The organism is Pseudoalteromonas sp. NCIMB 1079, assembly GCF_040567695.1.
Classification (GTDB): domain Bacteria; phylum Pseudomonadota; class Gammaproteobacteria; order Enterobacterales; family Alteromonadaceae; genus Pseudoalteromonas; species Pseudoalteromonas distincta.
In genome coordinates, this window is record NZ_JBEWZA010000001.1 from 1,249,751 (window position 1) to 1,266,564 (window position 16,814).

Sequence of the window (16,814 nt, forward strand, 5' to 3'; positions counted from 1 at the left end):
TTAAGAAAATGACCGGTTGACCGATCCAAACGATCATGCAAAATCCGTAGTTAGGAAACTAACTACGGATTTTTTTGTGAATATAGAACAAGCACTGCAAGCAACACTTGAAGAAAGCAGCCGATACCATACCTTTGAAAAATTATCAGAAATTCTTGACCCTGAAATCATTGAACAAGGTTTTCAACAAGCTGGGATTGCAACCGTTCGTAAGCGAAGGTTACCGCTTGAGGCCGTTTTGTGGTCAGTTATTGGCATGGCATTGTTTCGAAAAGAATCAGTTTGGAATATCGCTAATAAGCTAGATATCATGTTACCTGGCAAGAACCCACTCGTTGCTCCAAGTGCGATGGTACAGGCGAGACAAAGGTTAGGTGATGATTCCGTTAAACACGTTTTCAATAAATCTGCTCAATCAATGTATAAGCAACAGTCATTCGAAACATGGAATGGTTTGAACCTATTAGCTGTTGACGGTGTTGTGTGGCGAACAGCCGACACGCCTGATAATCGTAAAGCCTTCTCTTCAGGTAGCAACCAATACGGTGATACAGCCTTTCCTCAAATACGCAGGGTCTGTCATATGGAATTGACCAGCCATCAACTTCTCAGTAGCGAGTTTGATAACTATAAAACCAACGAGATGAAATTAGCTGAGCGTTTAATTGAACGTACACCAGATAATTCACTGACTATGTTTGATAAAGGATATTATTCTTTAGGCCTGTTAAACCGTTGGCATCAAACTGGGGAGATGAGGCACTGGCTGATACCAGCAAGGCCCGACTTACAGTATGAAATCATCTCCAGCGCGGGTAAAAATGACCATATCATTGAATTGAAAACCACAAAGCATGCACAAAAAAACTTTCCCGATGTTCCTGAAACGATTAAAGCGAGATTAATCAGCAAAACAATAAAGGGCAAAAGCTACCGTATATTAACCTCGATGACGGATAGATTGCGTTATCCAGGTAATGAAATTGTTGAATTATATTGTCATCGTTGGGAGATAGAACTTGGGTTTAGAGAAATCAAACAAACCATGCTTGATAGCGCATACCATTTAAGAAGTAAGCGTCCAGACATGGTACGTCAGGAGCTATGGGCCGTGTTACTCGCCTATAATTTAATACGAAGAATAATGACGATGGCGGCGACAGTCACAGGGATATGGCCTAACCAGCTTAGTTTCTCTAGCAGTTCGATGGCTGTCATTCAGTATTTCTCGTCAGTATCTATAATGAGCCCAGGGAACATTCCAATACACTGGCAGCACTTACTCGATACACTGGTCTTATTTAAGCTTCCAGCTAGACGAGAGGATAGAAGATATCCCCGATGGGTTAAGCCAAAACCATCTAAGTATCCCCATAAAAAGAAAAATGCCAGTCAGCTTAACTGACTGGCATTAGTCCATAAGGACCCTTTTTTAATATCAAAGAATGGTTAATGTAAGATACGTGCTCTAATTGTACCCTCAACAGCGCTTAGTTCTTTAAGTGCTACTTCAGATTGATCTGTATCAACATCAATAACTACATAACCAATAGATGCGTCTGTTTGTAGGTATTGCGCAGCAATATTAATACCGTGCTGTGCAAACGCTTGGTTAATTTGCGTTAGTACACCTGGGCGGTTGTGGTGTACGTGTAATAAACGGCTACGATTAGCAAGCTCAGGTAGCGATACTTCAGGGAAGTTAACCGCAGTAATAGTTGAGCCATTATCTGAGTATTTAGCCAATTTACCCGCTACTTCAATACCAATGTTTTCTTGCGCTTCTTGTGTAGAACCACCAATGTGCGGCGTTAAAATAACATTGTCGAATTGGCGCAGTGGCGATACAAATTCTTCATCGTTAGATTTTGGCTCAGTAGGGAACACATCAATTGCTGCACCACTTAGTTTTTTCTCTGTAAGCGCTTCTGCAAGGGCATCAATATCAACAACAGTTCCGCGTGATGCATTGATCAAAATAGACCCCTGCTTCATAACTGCAAGTTCTGCTGTACCAATAAGGTTTTTAGTTTGCGGTGTTTCTGGTACATGTAAGCTAATAATATCAGAGCGTTGTAACAGCTGAGTAAGGTTATGAACTTGTGTTGCATTACCCAGTGATAACTTGTCTTCGATATCGTAAAACTCCACGTTCATACCGATATTTTCAGCCATAATACCTAGCTGAGTACCAATGTGACCGTAGCCAATAATACCTAATGTTTTACCACGTGCTTCAAACGAACCATTTGCTGTTTTTAACCAGCCACCACGATGAGCCGCTGCGTTACGCTCTGGAATACCACGTAATAAAAGTAGTATTTCGCCAAGTACAAGTTCAGCAACTGAACGAGTATTAGAAAATGGAGCGTTAAATACAGCAATACCACGTTCGCGTGCTGCATCTAAGTCAACTTGGTTTGTACCAATACAAAAACAACCAATAGCAACTAGCTTTTCAGCTGAGTCTAATACGGCTTGGTTAATATGAGTACGAGAACGAAGTCCTACAAAGTGAACATCTTTAATGCGCTCTTTAAGCTCGTCCTCAGGTAAGGATGTTTTAACGTAGTCGATATTGCTGTAACCGTTACGTTTTAGCGTTTCAACTGCGCTTTGGTGAACACCTTCAAGCAAGAGAATTTTAATTTTGTCTTTTGCTAACGATACCTTACTCATAACCTCATCCTATTTTATTTGTGGCCCATTTTTGGTACCGATAATCACTTTATCAGCACCTCGCATCGCAAATAGGCCGTTGGTAACTACGCCAACAATTGAATTTATTTGTGTTTCAAGTTGTTTGGCATTGGTAATTTTTAAGTTAAATACATCTAATATAACGTTACCATTATCGGTAACTACGCCTTGGCGATAAACAGGGTCACCACCAAGTTTTAATAATTTTCGTGCAACGTAGCTGCGCGCCATTGGAATAACTTCTACCGGAAGCGGGAAGTCGCCCAATGTATCTACCAGCTTTGTGTCATCAACAATACACACAAACTGTTTTGCAACTGCTGCTACTATTTTTTCACGTGTTAGCGCTGCGCCGCCGCCTTTAATCATTTCGTTTTGAGCGTTAATTTCGTCAGCGCCGTCAACGTATACATCTAAAGCATCAATGTTATTAAGTTCGAACACTTCAATACCTAACGCTTCCAAACGTGCAGTTGACGCTTCTGAGCTTGATACAGCGCCTACAATAGTGTCCTTTACAGAGCCAAGGGCATCAATAAAGTGATTAACAGTAGAGCCTGTACCGACACCTACAATGGTGTTTTCTTTTACAAACTCGAGTGCTGCCCAGGCAGCTGCTTTTTTTAATTCGTCTTGTGTCATTGCTATGTGCTCATGTATGTCAGAAATATGCGGTTAGTAACCAAAATTAAATGTTACCAACAGTATGTTTTATCTGGGGTGATAATGGTTTTAAGTGGTACGTCCCACGACTCGATTGGTAGAACATCAACTTTTTGGCATTCATGTGCAAGGCCAATTAGTTGTGGTTTTTGCCAATTTTGTTCATGTAAACGCGCCAATGTCCGGTCGTAAAACCCACCTCCCATTCCTAGGCGATTACCTTGTTTATCAAATGCAACTAACGGCATAAGGATGTAATCAAGCGCTGGTAATGGGCATATTTGAGAGCAGTTCAGCTTAGGCTCCAAGATACCATAGCGATTTGCCCTCATGGGTGAGTTTTTCTCATAGCGCTGAAATAGTAAATTAGCGCCATTAAATGGGTGTATTATAGGTAGATAAACAACATGGTTTAAGTTCCATAATTCTTTAATTAACAATGAAGTGTCTAGTTCTCCGTCGTTACTTAAATAAATGGCAATATGCTTAGGACTCGTTGTTTTTTCGCTTTTTAAGTGTTGAATAAAATTCATTTTTAGCGATTGCGCAGCAATTATTTGCTGATTATTTGACAAGTTTTTACGGGTGTTACGAATTTCAGCTCTTATTTGTGCGCGTTTATTGCTCATTAAACTAATTAGCCATTCTTAAAAAGAGAATAAATCGGGAAAAATTAAAAAAACAGCCAGTACGACTAGCAAAATTGTGGCAGTTGCAATCAATGAATATAAAAGTAAGTTACTGCGTTTTTTAGGAGGTGCTAAATCCTCATCTAGCATTAGGTCGTCATTTTGCCATTCGTCTACACTTTCGTCTGGTGTTTTTAATTGAGCTTCAGGAAGGCGTTGCTCTAGCTCATCTAGCTTTTCTTCAAGACGTATTAAGCTGCTAGTGATGTAATCTAGAGCATCAAAAATACGTTCATCACGTTGGTTGTTATTTGCAGCTGCGGAGGAGCTATTTTGAATGGTGTTTGAAACAGCTTGCAGCTTACTTTTAATACCTAAGCTTGCTAATAACTTACTCTGTTTTAACGCTTTGTCTTTATCGCTTGGCGCAAATAGCGGCTTACCTTTAAAAAAAAGAGCTACTTTTTCATCTGACGTTTTTAATTTTGCAGCTAAGTTTGCGCACGCTGTTTTTATGTCAACGTTATCGCCAAGTCCTGCAAATATAACGCGAAAGTTATCGGCCATTTAACTATCCCTAAAGCTTTATAATGAAGCGAGTATAAACCGAACCCCTTTATAAATGTATCTCTATGTAAAATAAAATTGTTAAACGTATCTATTTCCCAAAAGATGACTTACAAAAAAAGTTGATTAGTATTTCAATAGAATATTCCATTACTTGCAATTAAATGTGAATAGAATATTTTATATGTAAAATTTATTCTTTAATTACAAGTAATTACAGCTATTTCCTTGTTGAAATAGCTTAAACAAGTAAAATTGTTTTCCTAGGGGTATAATATATTAGGTACAGGATTTTGCTAAACACACACACACTTCCATCTAGTCGCTGGCTAGAATTTGTAAAAGAAAGCGGACGTATCGCCACTCTTTGGTTTGCTGGTGTACTACTTTTTATGGGCTTTCGGATTTTCTTTTTAATTCACTTTAGTGATCGTATAACTTCCGAACTAGATATTGATTCAATAATCGCGACATTAAAAGCGGGTCTAGCATTTGATTCTGCCGCGACGGGAGTCTGTTTTAGTATTGTTTTTATTTTAAACTGTATTTTACAGCCTCTGCGTTTAGGACAATGGGTTAGAAAAGCACGTATATATACAAGTCTAATATTTTTCATTACGTCAACAATACTATGTATAACGAGTATTACTTACATTGCTGAATATGGAAGCCAGTTTAACTTTTTTATGTTCGAAGGGCTAAATGACGATCAACAGGCAATTGCATTAACTGTAATCGAGCAATATAAACCGTGGGGTAGCCTACTTAGTTTAGTTATTTTATTAGCGATAGCATTTAAAATAAATAAACTAGTTGATAGGAAAAGCTATAGTGCTATCAACCATCTTTTCACGACTAATATATTAAAGCGTACGATTTTAGTTGCATTGATTATTGTTTTATTTGTTTGTGCAATAAGAGGATCATTTGAAACTCGTCCTGCTTCTCGAAAATGGTCAGCAGTAACGACAGATGCTTTTGTAAATAATCTTGTAATAAATCCGTTTCGAAGCTTTATATATGCCATTAAAGATTATAATGATTTACAAAGTTTTGGTTTAAATGGTCACAATCCTTACTTACAAAAAAATGCACCTGACATAGATAACCCTTTAACGACGCTTGAGAAAAAAACCAGTGCGCCAATGTTAGCGGCACCTTCACAAGTGTTTTTTATTGTTATGGAAAGTTATGATGCTTGGCCGTTACAGCAAAAATATACATCGCTCAATTTAACTAATGAACTACGTAATTTAGCTAGTAAAGGTATATATTTAAATAATGTGTTACCTGCAGCAAGCAGTACTATGAATTCGCTATCTAGCCTTATGTCTGGTATAGCGTTTTCGGGCGTTAATATGAGCCGTATTGGACCACAAAAACCAGCGAGTAAGTTATCAATATTTAATCAACTTGAGCAACTAGGTTATCAAAGTCGATTTTATTATGGCGGCTTGCTGTCATGGCAAAATATAGGCGAATATGTGCTTTCACAAGGAGCTGATAAAGTATTTTCGGCTGCAGACACTGGAGGTAAAGGAAGTGCTGGTGTGTGGGGAATTGATGATGGTCAGTTATTTGATTTAGTCGATACTAAAACAGATGAAAAAAGTTTTAACTTAATCATGAGTGGGAGTTACCACGGACCATTTAACTTAGATTTAGATAAGTATGGGTATCCTTTAAAATCAGTTGCTGACTATCCAAAGGAAATTCAAGCTTTAGATGATGACTTATTAGACCCTTACGTATTAGGGCATTTATGGTATGCCGATAAAATGCTTGGTCAATTTGTTCGTAAAATGGAGCAGCACTACCCAGATGCATTATTTGTAATTACAGGTGATCACTATAGTCGCCGTTATTTACATCATCGCCCAGATCTATATGAACTAACACATGTACCGCTTGTTATTTATGGTAAAGGTGTAAATCCAAACTGGGTATCTAGCGATCAATTAGCGAGCCATATGGATATTGCACCTACATTATTAAACTTAATAGCACCGCAAAATACGACATTTTATAGCATGGGCCAGTCACTATTAAATCAACCTAAAGATCGTACTGTATTTGGTTTTCAAACTGTGCGTAAACCAGAACAGCTTTGGCGTGGTGATTTTTCGTCAATGTATGAGTATCAAAAAGTTGAACCAGAGGATCGGATTAACTTAGTACCACTTAAGCCGCAGCCTTTTGAACCAATTGATGTAGCAACAGAGCAAGCTTATAATAAGTATATGGCTACAGCGTGGCAGTTACTTACTAAAGGAATGGATTAATAGATTTAAAAGTAGCTTTTAAAGCTGCTTTTACTCAATTAGTTTACATATAAAAAAAGCGCCAATTGGCGCTTTTTTTATATTTACTTAGCCAATCAAAGGCCAGCAGCTGCACGAAGTGCATCAGCTTTATCTGTACGTTCCCAAGGGAATTCGTCGCGACCAAAGTGGCCGTAAGCCGCTGTAGGAAGGTAGATAGGGCGCTCTAAATCAAGCATTTGAATTAAGCCGTAAGGGCGCAGGTCAAAGTGTTCACGAATAAGCTCGATTAAACGGCTTTCTTCTAACTTGCTTGTACCAAACGTTTCAACGCTGATAGATGTAGGCTCTGCAACACCGATTGCGTAAGAAACTTGTAATTCACATTTATCAGCAAGGCCAGCCGCAACTACGTTTTTAGCAACGTAACGTGCAGCGTATGCAGCTGAGCGGTCAACTTTTGATGGATCTTTACCAGAGAAAGCACCACCACCGTGACGAGCCATACCACCGTATGTATCAACGATGATTTTACGACCTGTTAAACCACAATCGCCCATTGGTCCGCCAATTACAAAGCGACCCGTTGGGTTAATGAAAAATTTAGTCGCGCTTGTAATAAGCTCTGCAGGAAGTACCGGCTTGATGATAGTTTCCATCACCGCTTCTACTAAATCTTTTTGTGAAATGTCTTCGCTGTGCTGAGTAGATAGTACTACTGCATCAATACCTACTGGCTTACCATTTTCGTATGCAAAAGTAACTTGAGATTTTGCATCTGGACGTAACCAGTTAAGCTCGCCGCTTTTACGTACTTGCGCTTGGCGCTGTACTAAACGGTGTGAGTAAGTAATTGGCGCAGGCATTAGCACTTCTGTTTCGTTACATGCGTAACCAAACATAAGACCTTGGTCGCCAGCACCTTGTTCTTCTGGGCTAGTACGGTCAACACCTTGGTTAATGTCAGGAGACTGTTTACCAATAGTGTTTAAAATTGCACATGAATCAGCATCGAAACCCATGTCTGAATGCGTGTAGCCAATTTCACGTACTGTTTTACGTGTAATTTCTTCAATATCAACCCATGCGCTAGTAGTGATTTCACCACCAACCATAACCATACCTGTTTTTACGTAAGTTTCGCACGCAACACGGGCATGAGAGTCTTGCTCTAGGATAGCATCAAGTACCGCATCAGAGATTTGATCGGCGATTTTATCCGGATGACCTTCAGAAACTGATTCAGAAGTAAATAAATGTTTTGCCATTGTATTTCTGCTCACAAATATTGCGCTTCACAAACGTCGGTATTAGCGCTAAAAAATTAAGGGGCGTATTTTATCGAAAACAAAACACCTTGCATAGTGTTTTTACGCCTAGACGTCTAAATAAAATTTCTAATAACTTTTTGGTCTTAAAAAATATTCATAATGCCTCACTTTTATAGGGTTTTTAATTGCACACAGCCCCCACAATAAGTAAGAATGGTCTATATAAACAAACCCAAGTTACTTGGGTGCATAAACAAACACATAAATACCCGCGCAAATACACATAAAGGTAGGAGAATTCATGCCATCTCGCAAAGAACTTGCAAATGCTATTCGCGTCTTGTCAATGGACGCAGTACAAAAGGCCAAATCTGGTCACCCTGGAGCCCCTATGGGCATGGCTGATATCGCAGAAGTATTATGGCGCGATTATCTAAAACACAACCCAACAAATCCAGAGTGGGCTGACCGTGACAGATTTATTCTTTCAAACGGCCACGGTTCAATGCTTATCTATTCTCTATTGCACCTAAGTGGTTACGACTTACCACTGGACGAAATTAAAAACTTCCGTCAAATGCATTCTAAAACACCAGGTCACCCTGAATATGGCTATGCACCAGGAATCGAAACTACTACGGGTCCATTAGGTCAAGGGATCACAAATGCCGTAGGTATGGCAATTGCTGAAAAAGCGCTAGCTGCACAGTTTAACCGCGAAGGTCACGATATTGTTGATCACTTTACCTATGCATTTATGGGCGATGGCTGCCTTATGGAAGGTATTTCTCATGAAGCTGGTTCACTTGCAGGCACATTAGGTCTGGGTAAACTTGTTGCATTTTGGGATGACAACGGCATTTCAATCGATGGTGAAGTAGAAGGTTGGTTTACAGATGACACGCCAGCTCGCTTTAAAGCATACGGTTGGCATGTAATTAGTGGTGTTGATGGTCACGACAGCGATGCTATAAGTGCTGCAATTGCAGAAGCTAAAAGTGTTACCGATAAACCATCACTAATTTGTTGTAAAACAATTATTGGTTACGGCTCACCTAATAAATCTGGTAGCCACGATTGTCACGGTGCACCACTAGGTGATGACGAAATTAAAGCGTCTCGCGAATTCTTAGGTTGGACTGGCGATGCGTTCGAAATTCCTGATGATATTTACGCACAATGGGATAGCAAAGAAAAAGGTCAGCAGCTTGAATCAAGCTGGGACGAAAAATTTGCAGCATACGCAAAAGCATACCCAGAGCTTGCAGCTGAATATAAGCGTCGTATTAATAACGAACTGCCTGGCGATTGGGCTGAAAAATCTCAAGCGTACATTGAGCAATTACAAGCAAACCCAGCAAACCCAGCGTCTCGTAAAGCATCACAAAATGCATTAAACGCATTTGGTCCGTTATTACCAGAATTTATGGGTGGCTCAGCCGATTTAGCAGGCTCAAACTTAACAATTTGGGATGGCTCTAAAGGTTTAACACACGACGATGCAAGCGGTAACTACATTTACTACGGTGTACGTGAGTTTGGTATGTCGGCAATTATGAATGGTATTGCCCTTCATAAAGGCTTTATTCCTTACGGTGCTACGTTCTTAATGTTTGTTGAATATGCAAAAAATGCCGTACGTATGGCTGCATTAATGAAGCAACCAAGCATTTTTGTATACACGCACGATTCAATCGGTTTAGGTGAAGATGGTCCAACTCACCAACCAGTAGAGCAAATTGCAAGCATGCGTTTAACGCCTAACTTATACAACTGGCGCCCATGTGACCAAGTTGAGTCGGCAATTGCATGGCAACAAGCTATTGAGCGTAAAGACGGTCCTACATCGTTAATCTTTACTCGCCAAGGTCTTGAGCAACAAGCGCGTGACGCACAGCAATTAAGCGATGTTAAAAAGGGTGGTTACATCCTTAGCTGTGACGGCAATCCTGAAATTATTTTAATTGCGACGGGCTCTGAAGTGCAACTAGCACAAGATTCAGCAACTGAGCTACGCAGCCAAGGTAAAAAGGTACGTGTTGTATCTATGCCATGTACTGATGCCTTTGAAGATCAAAGCGCAGAGTACAAAGAAAGCGTATTACCGGCATCTGTTACACGCCGCGTAGCAGTAGAAGCAGGTATTGCTGACTACTGGTACAAGTACGTAGGTCTAAATGGCGCAGTAGTAGGTATGACTACCTTTGGTGAGTCAGCACCTGCTGGTGAGCTGTTTGAGCACTTTGGTTTTACAGTGGCAAACATTGTAAGCAAAGCAAACGAGCTTTTTTAATCGCTTTGATTAAATAAAGTAAGTAATTGAAAAACCCGCACATGCTGCGGGTTTTTTTATGCCCTTACATGAAGCAACTTCACCTTGAACAATGCTGCTTTCCTTGCAAGAAAGTAAGCTATCAGGCAAGGTAGTGCGATAAAATTTATAAACAAAAATCTTAAATTAATAGCAGGAGCTAAAAATGGCAAAGTTCGATAACGTGAGTGTAGTAAAAAAAGCCAATGTATATTTTGACGGAAAAGTGTCGAGCCGTACCGTTATTTTAGGTGATGGCGAAGCGAAAACGTTAGGCTTTATGCAACCTGGTGAGTTTGTTTTTGATACAAACCAAAAAGAGTGCATGGAGCTTTTAGCTGGCCAATGGGATATTTTATTACCAGGGGCAAGTGAGTGGAAAACATTTAACGCGGGTGAATCGTTTAATGTTGATGCAAATGTAAGCTTTAAAGTAAAAGTATCTGATTTTGCTGACTACTGTTGTTCGTACACAGATTAATCAATACAGCTAGACGTCTGAAAGCCCATGTACTATGGGCTTTGCATAAACTTTGCACAACGCATGATTTAAATCACCAAAAACCGCAAATAAACCTCAAATATCTCTCTTTTTTCCTTGTGTTAATCTAAATAGCCCCCAATACTATTTATGAGGTAACAAATAAAAGGATACCCTATGAAAATTAATCTTTCTGGTCACCATGTTGAAGTTACTGACTCTATTAGAGAGCACATCAACGAAAAATTTTCAAAAATCGAGAGCCACTTTCCATCGCTTATTGCACTCGATATTATTTTGTCTAAAGAGCATCATAAAATCCAAGCTGAAATTAGCACTAATTACGAAGGCACGCGCATATCGGTAAAAGGGGAAAATGAAGTTATGTACCCAGCCATTGCAAGCGCAGCTAAAAAACTCGATGCGGCACTAAAACATCGAAAAGGGCAGATAAAAGCAAACTTACACGAAAAGCCTGTTAGCACTACACCTGAAATCGCACACGAGATCATCCAAGAGATGGATCTTAAATAAAATTTAGTCACAAAGTATTGTAAAAAAGAGCCGTATGGCTCTTTTTTATTGCCTGTAATTTAGGTAAGTTATGCGTTCTTGCCGTTTATTAATTAAAAAAATTAATAAAAAGAACACATAACACACATATTTTGAGAAATTAATGCACACAACAAAAGCAGTATGGAAGTCTCGACTAGGTGCGCTTGGGCCTGGAATACTCATGGCAACAGCCGCTATTGGCGGTTCTCACTTAGTTGCCTCTACGCAGGCTGGAGCAATATTTGGTTGGCAACTATTTTGGCTAATACTGGTTGTTAATGTTTTAAAATATCCGTTTTTTCGCTTTGGTATGGAATACACACTTGCCACTAAAAATAGCCTAGTGGAGGGCTATAAAAGTAAAGGCCCGTTTTATTTTTATAGTTTTATTGGCTTAAACATTGTTGCCGCTGTTGTTAATACCGCCGGCGTATTACTGCTTACCGCAAGCTTACTGCATTACGCCTTACCCGTGGTTATTGAAGTAACCTTGCTTTGTTGGATGCTGCTGGGTGTATGTTTAGTTATATTGCTACTTGGACACTTTAAAGCGCTAGATAACGTTGCCAAAGGCATTATGGGGCTGCTTACGCTCGCTACTTTGATTGCCCTTGCCATTGCATTTAGTAACGGCCCAATGGCACCTGCTGATTATGTGGGACCTTCACCGTATGAACTTGCCATGCTTAGCTTTATGGTGGCTTTAATGGGCTGGATGCCAGCACCTATCGAAATATCTGCATTAAGTTCTTTATGGCTAAAAGAAAAACAAGCGCAGCAAACAGTTTCTAAAAGCCAAGGCTTGTTCGATTTTAACGTAGGTTACTGGTTAACCGCAGGCTTAGCGCTAGTGTTTTTTAGCTTAGGTGTATTAGTGCAATACGGGCAAAGCAGTAATATAGAACTCGGTGGGGTCGCTTTTGCCAAACAGCTTATTGATATGTACGCACTTACCATTGGTGAGTGGGCAAGGCCGCTAGTATCAGCCATCGCTTTTTTATGTATGTTTGGCACCACATTAACGGTACTTGATGGTTATGCGCGTACTTTAAACGAATCGCATAAATTACTTGGTTTTAAGCAATCAAAACACAGCTTAAATACATGGCTAATACTGCAAGCACTTGCTGGTATGGCGGTTATTTTATTTTTTGAATCAGCCTTAGGTCCTATGCTTACCTTTGCCATGACACTGTCATTTGTAACCACCCCTATATTTGCATGGCTTAACTTTAGCCTAGTGCGCTCCGAGCCCAGCATTAAACACGGCGTACTACTTAAAAGTTTAAGCTGGTTAGGGCTACTTTACTTAGTCGGTTTTTCTGTGGCATTTGTAGTGTGGATGATGATGTGATTTTAGGTGCGAGGCGAAGGACCCATAGTAAAACGAGCAATCACTGAATACTTGATTTGGTGGGGGTTGCAAAGTTGGCAGGCCACTTGCTGTTGCTAAGCACGTAATTAATAAGTTGCAGGCTAATAAATTTAGCCTGCAATCTTGAAGTCTCTGATTAGAAGCTAAATACCCATAATTACGAGCGCTGATAGTCAGCTTAGAGCGATAACCGGTCATTGAGATTGGCTAAATATCGTCGCTAATTGATTTGTTAAACTGCTCTTTGCGCATATATTCATGAAAATGACCGACGCGCGCATATTGTTCTATTTAACTTTTCTTTAAAGTCTTAGAAAACTTAGTAATAGTAATATCTTAGGTTATTTGTTAAAACTATACCATGCAGAAAAATGAGCGTAGCGTCGGCAGAAATATGCGCGATGAGCGCACTATTAAATTGTTAGGCATAAAAAATGGATTTCGAAGCATTATTCATCTCAGAGGTGAAACCGTATAAAGGTAAATCAAGAAAAGATAAGTTTCTTTCGCGAATATTCGGTATTTTCAATGAAGAAATAATTCGAATTTGGTGTGAAAACAAAAAATCTCCTTTCACTAATATCGGTCGACCAACCATTTATGATTCTAATGGAAAGTATTTCACTTTAGATTTTCTACTAAAAGATACTGAAAATCGATTGTTTGTAACTGAAATGAAGTGTGAAATTGAATATCAAAAATATAAATATTTAACCTTAAATGAATCCAAACAGCTTAGGCATCATTGCTCAAAACGTGCTTTTGAATTGTTTTTGGAACTATCGCATACACCGAAAAAATATGATGTAAGATGCAATAATAAAAACCAAAATATAGCTGGTACTGCTCTGGTTTGGGGCAGAACATCAACTTCCGGTGAAGTTGAAATTAAACAAAAATTTAAAATTAATCATGTAATTTCTACAGAGAAAGTAGTTGCTGATTTAATCGAGTGGGAAGATGAAGAGTTTAAAATATTTATAAATTCATATAAAGGTTGGGCTAATCAATTATTTGATGGTTTATTGGGTAATTGTGCCTAACAAGAGTTTTCAAATTTGCCGTTTAAACGGCGTTATATGTTCCCTAAATTTTATTTGAGTATTCTATTATGAGCTATACAAAAGATCAGCATGTGCTTTCTCAATGGATGTTGAGAAATTTTAGAAGTGATGACACAGCTAAATTAGTTCGTGATAAAAAACGAGTTTGGACTCATACAATTTACTATGATGAGAAGAAAGGTAACATTATAAAAAACTTACCTTTACCAATTTCTTCTGTCGGTATGAAGAAAGATTGTTTTACTCTTTTAGATGGAGAAACGGGTGTAAAATTTGATATTGAAAATGAGTTATCTATATATGAAAAAAAGACTTCTGATTTATTCAACTCTATAGTTAAAGATCATGATTTTTTACAATTATTGAATGTGGAAGGACGTGATTACCCGTTAGAGATGTTATTGAATTTTATTGTGATTCAATTTGTTTTGAACTTACAAAATCCTCAAAATAAATTAGAATATAAAGAAGAAATTTTTGAACACTATACTGCATCTCTAATACGTGACTTTGACCATATCAAACAGAAATTAGAGAACCCACCACCTCACTTTGCGGCTTTGTTAGAAGGTAAAATATACACAAAGATTATTAAAGTAATAAATTCTAGCTCACCTAAAAAAGATATCTGTGAAACACTTTTAATTCTATTTATGGTCGCAGAGTCTGAAGGTTTACCTACTTTAATGAATTTTTTGCCCACACTTAGAAATAACCTTTTCAAAAATATTCATATTGAAGGGATTTATCATACAGGGTATGAATTTGATGCAATTGGTCCTCGCCCTGTGTTTACTTTGGGACCTAATATTATGTGCTATGACCGTGAGAAGTGTTTAGTTTATTTACCATTGTCACATAATTTTGCGATTCATTTTTCTATCGGAAAAAGAGAGTTTTACAATTCATCAATAAATATTTTTAGTGCAGATCCAAGTAAATTAACTTGTATAAAAAATAAGAGAATAAATATTTATAAGGTTTCACATGATTATATAGACAACATTACTTCCATCATAAACTTGTTCAATACTAGTCATTCGAACACTATTTATACTCCTCACTGTTTGCAAGATGTAAAAGATTACCTTGCTTTACAAGAGAGCAATGAAGATTTTTATTACAGCCCAGAAAAACCAACATTAGTACTTAGCTGATACAAATGTATAACAAGGCAATTAAATTCAACTAAAACAGTGGGTTAAATTTCGCTTCGCTGCAAATTATAGCCCACTATTTTAATCCGTTTATTGCGGCGTTACATTACGAACGTCCGGAAATGGCACATTCCAGCCACTAAGCAATATAAAATGCTGATAATAAATTGGCAAAATATTTTACTGTGTCGGATGGCGCTTCGCTTATCCGACCTACACTTAGCACTTTTTAGTCAATCGTTAATGCAAAACGCCTATGATAATTGACGTTGCCTTTTTTCGTTGGGTTTCGCTACGCTCAAACTAACCTACCTCAATCAAGGTAAAAACTAACCGCTAAGTTTGCGTGTCACATTTGCTTATCAGAGCATTGAGCTGACATTAATAGCATTGTTTAACTCAGCTCTTTTATCGCTCTACTTATCCCATCTAAACTCAGCGCATACATGCGGTTGTTCATTAGCTCTTTTATAAAGCCAATTGATTGATAGTAAGGCCAGTGTTCAACGGGTTGTGGGTTGAGCCAGGCGACTTTATCAAAGTGGTTTGTTATACGTTGTAACCAGGCACTGCCGGGCTCTTCGTTGTAGTGTTCTACGGAGCCGCCAGGGTAGGCTATTTCGTAAGGTCCCATAGTGGCATCGCCAACAAATATTACTTTATAGTCGCTGGTAAATTTATTAATTAGCGTCATGGTGTCTATTACGTTTGAATGGCGGCGCGCGTTGTCTTGCCAAACGTGCTCGTATAAACAGTTATGAAAGTAGTAAAACTCTAGGTGTTTAAATTCGCTGTGGGCTGCGCTAAATAATTCTTCGCAGGTGTGGATGTAGTCATCCATTGAGCCGCCAATATCAAACAGCATCAATACTTTTACTGCATTGTGGCGTTCGGGTGCCATTTTTACATCAAGCATGCCGCCTTGTTTTGCAGTAGCGCGAATAGTCTCGTTTAAATCAAGCGTGTCGCTTGCGCCTGTGCGGGCAAACTTACGTAACTTTTTAAGGGCGAGTTTAACTGTGCGCGAACTAATTTCTCTGTCGGTGTCGAGGTTTTTGTATTCTCGTTTATCCCACACTTTTACTGCTTGGCGGTTACGATTGCCGTCTTGCCCTATACGCACACCTTCTGGGTTATAGCCGTATGCCCCAAAAGGTGATGTGCCGCCAGTACCTACCCATTTATTACCGCCAGCGTGGCGTTTTTGTTGCTCTTCTAAACGCTCTTTTAAGGTTTTCATAAGCTCGTCGAGCCCGCCCATGGCTTTAAGTTGGGCTTTTTCTTCATCGCTTAGGTTTTTTTCAAACTCTTTACGTAGCCAGTCTTCAGGCAAGTTGTGTTGCTGCTTTAAGCTCTCGAGCAAATCAAGATCGGCAATACCACTAAAATAGTCGCTAAAGGCTTTGTCGAATCGATCAAAGTGCGTTTCGTCTTTTACCATTATGGTGCGAGCTAAATAGTAAAAGGCGTCTACGTCAGCAAATATAACGCCTTTTTTTAAGGCGTTGATTAAGTCGAGTAACTCGCGCAGGCTTACCGGTAGGCGGTATTCACGCAGTTTGAAAAAAAATGCAATCAACATATAAGGGCCTGTTTATCTTTCGAGGTTAAATTTGCAGCAGTGTGTTTGGTATTTAGGCAAGGCAGAGCCTATGTAGTGTGGTTATTCCCCATAAATAGGCGATAACACAGCATAAATACCAAACACGCGCTGCCTGAAGGTTCGTCCTAGGGACGATTAACTCTTTGTTGCTCGGCTTTTACTTAGCCCACTAGGTTA

At 39.0% G+C, this 16,814-nt stretch carries 14 protein-coding genes; 8 read left to right on the forward strand and 6 right to left on the reverse strand.

Translation table 11 applies throughout. The annotated features are described in order from the left end of the window. The first annotated feature begins 76 nt into the window (after positions 1-76). The gene (locus ABX891_RS05800) at positions 77-1,405 is read left to right on the forward strand and encodes an IS4 family transposase (protein WP_375144324.1); all 1,329 of its coding nucleotides are present in this window, start codon (positions 77-79) and stop codon (positions 1,403-1,405) included. A 44-nt stretch (positions 1,406-1,449) separates the two neighbouring features. Here the strand turns inward: ABX891_RS05800 and serA are convergent, their stop codons facing one another. The 4 genes from serA to ABX891_RS05820 are packed head-to-tail and all read right to left on the reverse strand — an operon-like array spanning position 1,450 to position 4,559. Continuing rightward, entirely contained in the window at positions 1,450-2,679 is a 1,230-nt protein-coding gene (gene serA, locus ABX891_RS05805; protein WP_024595232.1) for a phosphoglycerate dehydrogenase, read from the reverse strand. Positions 2,680-2,688: 9 nt separating this feature from the next. Then, positions 2,689-3,342, reverse strand: coding sequence for a ribose-5-phosphate isomerase RpiA (gene rpiA, locus ABX891_RS05810; protein ID WP_354629083.1), 654 nt, complete (start codon positions 3,340-3,342; stop codon positions 2,689-2,691). A gap of 53 nt (positions 3,343-3,395) precedes the next feature. After that, positions 3,396-3,992 carry a 5-formyltetrahydrofolate cyclo-ligase gene (locus ABX891_RS05815; protein ID WP_197099018.1) on the reverse strand — a complete coding sequence of 199 codons (597 nt, stop codon included), beginning with the start codon at positions 3,990-3,992 and terminating at the stop codon, positions 3,396-3,398. 18 nt (positions 3,993-4,010) lie between these two features. Beyond that, positions 4,011-4,559 carry a hypothetical protein gene (locus ABX891_RS05820; RefSeq protein WP_354629084.1) on the reverse strand — a complete coding sequence of 183 codons (549 nt, stop codon included), beginning with the start codon at positions 4,557-4,559 and terminating at the stop codon, positions 4,011-4,013. 293 nt (positions 4,560-4,852) lie between these two features. On the opposite strand from ABX891_RS05820, the gene ABX891_RS05825 reads away from it, so the two are divergent. Beyond that, positions 4,853-6,841, forward strand: a complete 1,989-nt coding sequence (locus ABX891_RS05825) for an LTA synthase family protein (protein WP_197099016.1) — start codon at positions 4,853-4,855, stop codon at positions 6,839-6,841. A gap of 95 nt (positions 6,842-6,936) precedes the next feature. Here ABX891_RS05825 and metK read toward each other — a convergent pair whose 3' ends face one another. After that, positions 6,937-8,088 carry a methionine adenosyltransferase gene (gene metK, locus ABX891_RS05830; RefSeq protein ID WP_002958976.1) on the reverse strand — a complete coding sequence of 384 codons (1,152 nt, stop codon included), beginning with the start codon at positions 8,086-8,088 and terminating at the stop codon, positions 6,937-6,939. A gap of 304 nt (positions 8,089-8,392) precedes the next feature. On the opposite strand from metK, the gene tkt reads away from it, so the two are divergent. From tkt to ABX891_RS05860, 6 genes are all read left to right on the forward strand, one after another. Beyond that, positions 8,393-10,384 (forward strand): transketolase, encoded by a 1,992-nt coding sequence (tkt, locus tag ABX891_RS05835; RefSeq protein WP_024604068.1) that lies wholly within the window; start codon positions 8,393-8,395, stop codon positions 10,382-10,384. Positions 10,385-10,568: 184 nt separating this feature from the next. Further along, positions 10,569-10,883 (forward strand): pyrimidine/purine nucleoside phosphorylase, encoded by a 315-nt coding sequence (gene ppnP / locus ABX891_RS05840; protein WP_354629085.1) that lies wholly within the window; start codon positions 10,569-10,571, stop codon positions 10,881-10,883. A 177-nt stretch (positions 10,884-11,060) separates the two neighbouring features. Further along, positions 11,061-11,417 carry a ribosome hibernation-promoting factor, HPF/YfiA family gene (gene hpf / locus ABX891_RS05845; RefSeq protein ID WP_007376058.1) on the forward strand — a complete coding sequence of 119 codons (357 nt, stop codon included), beginning with the start codon at positions 11,061-11,063 and terminating at the stop codon, positions 11,415-11,417. Between the two features lie 202 nt (positions 11,418-11,619). Then, a complete protein-coding gene (locus ABX891_RS05850; protein WP_354630111.1) occupies positions 11,620-12,792 on the forward strand; it encodes an NRAMP family divalent metal transporter in 1,173 nt (390 codons plus the stop codon). 455 nt (positions 12,793-13,247) lie between these two features. Next, positions 13,248-13,856 carry a hypothetical protein gene (locus tag ABX891_RS05855; RefSeq protein WP_154902957.1) on the forward strand — a complete coding sequence of 203 codons (609 nt, stop codon included), beginning with the start codon at positions 13,248-13,250 and terminating at the stop codon, positions 13,854-13,856. A gap of 68 nt (positions 13,857-13,924) precedes the next feature. Beyond that, positions 13,925-15,034, forward strand: coding sequence for a DUF4238 domain-containing protein (locus ABX891_RS05860; protein WP_354629086.1), 1,110 nt, complete (start codon positions 13,925-13,927; stop codon positions 15,032-15,034). Between the two features lie 394 nt (positions 15,035-15,428). On the opposite strand, the gene ABX891_RS05865 is transcribed toward ABX891_RS05860, so the two are convergent. Further along, positions 15,429-16,616, reverse strand: coding sequence for a vWA domain-containing protein (locus ABX891_RS05865; protein WP_354629087.1), 1,188 nt, complete (start codon positions 16,614-16,616; stop codon positions 15,429-15,431). Positions 16,617-16,814: the final 198 nt, after the last annotated feature.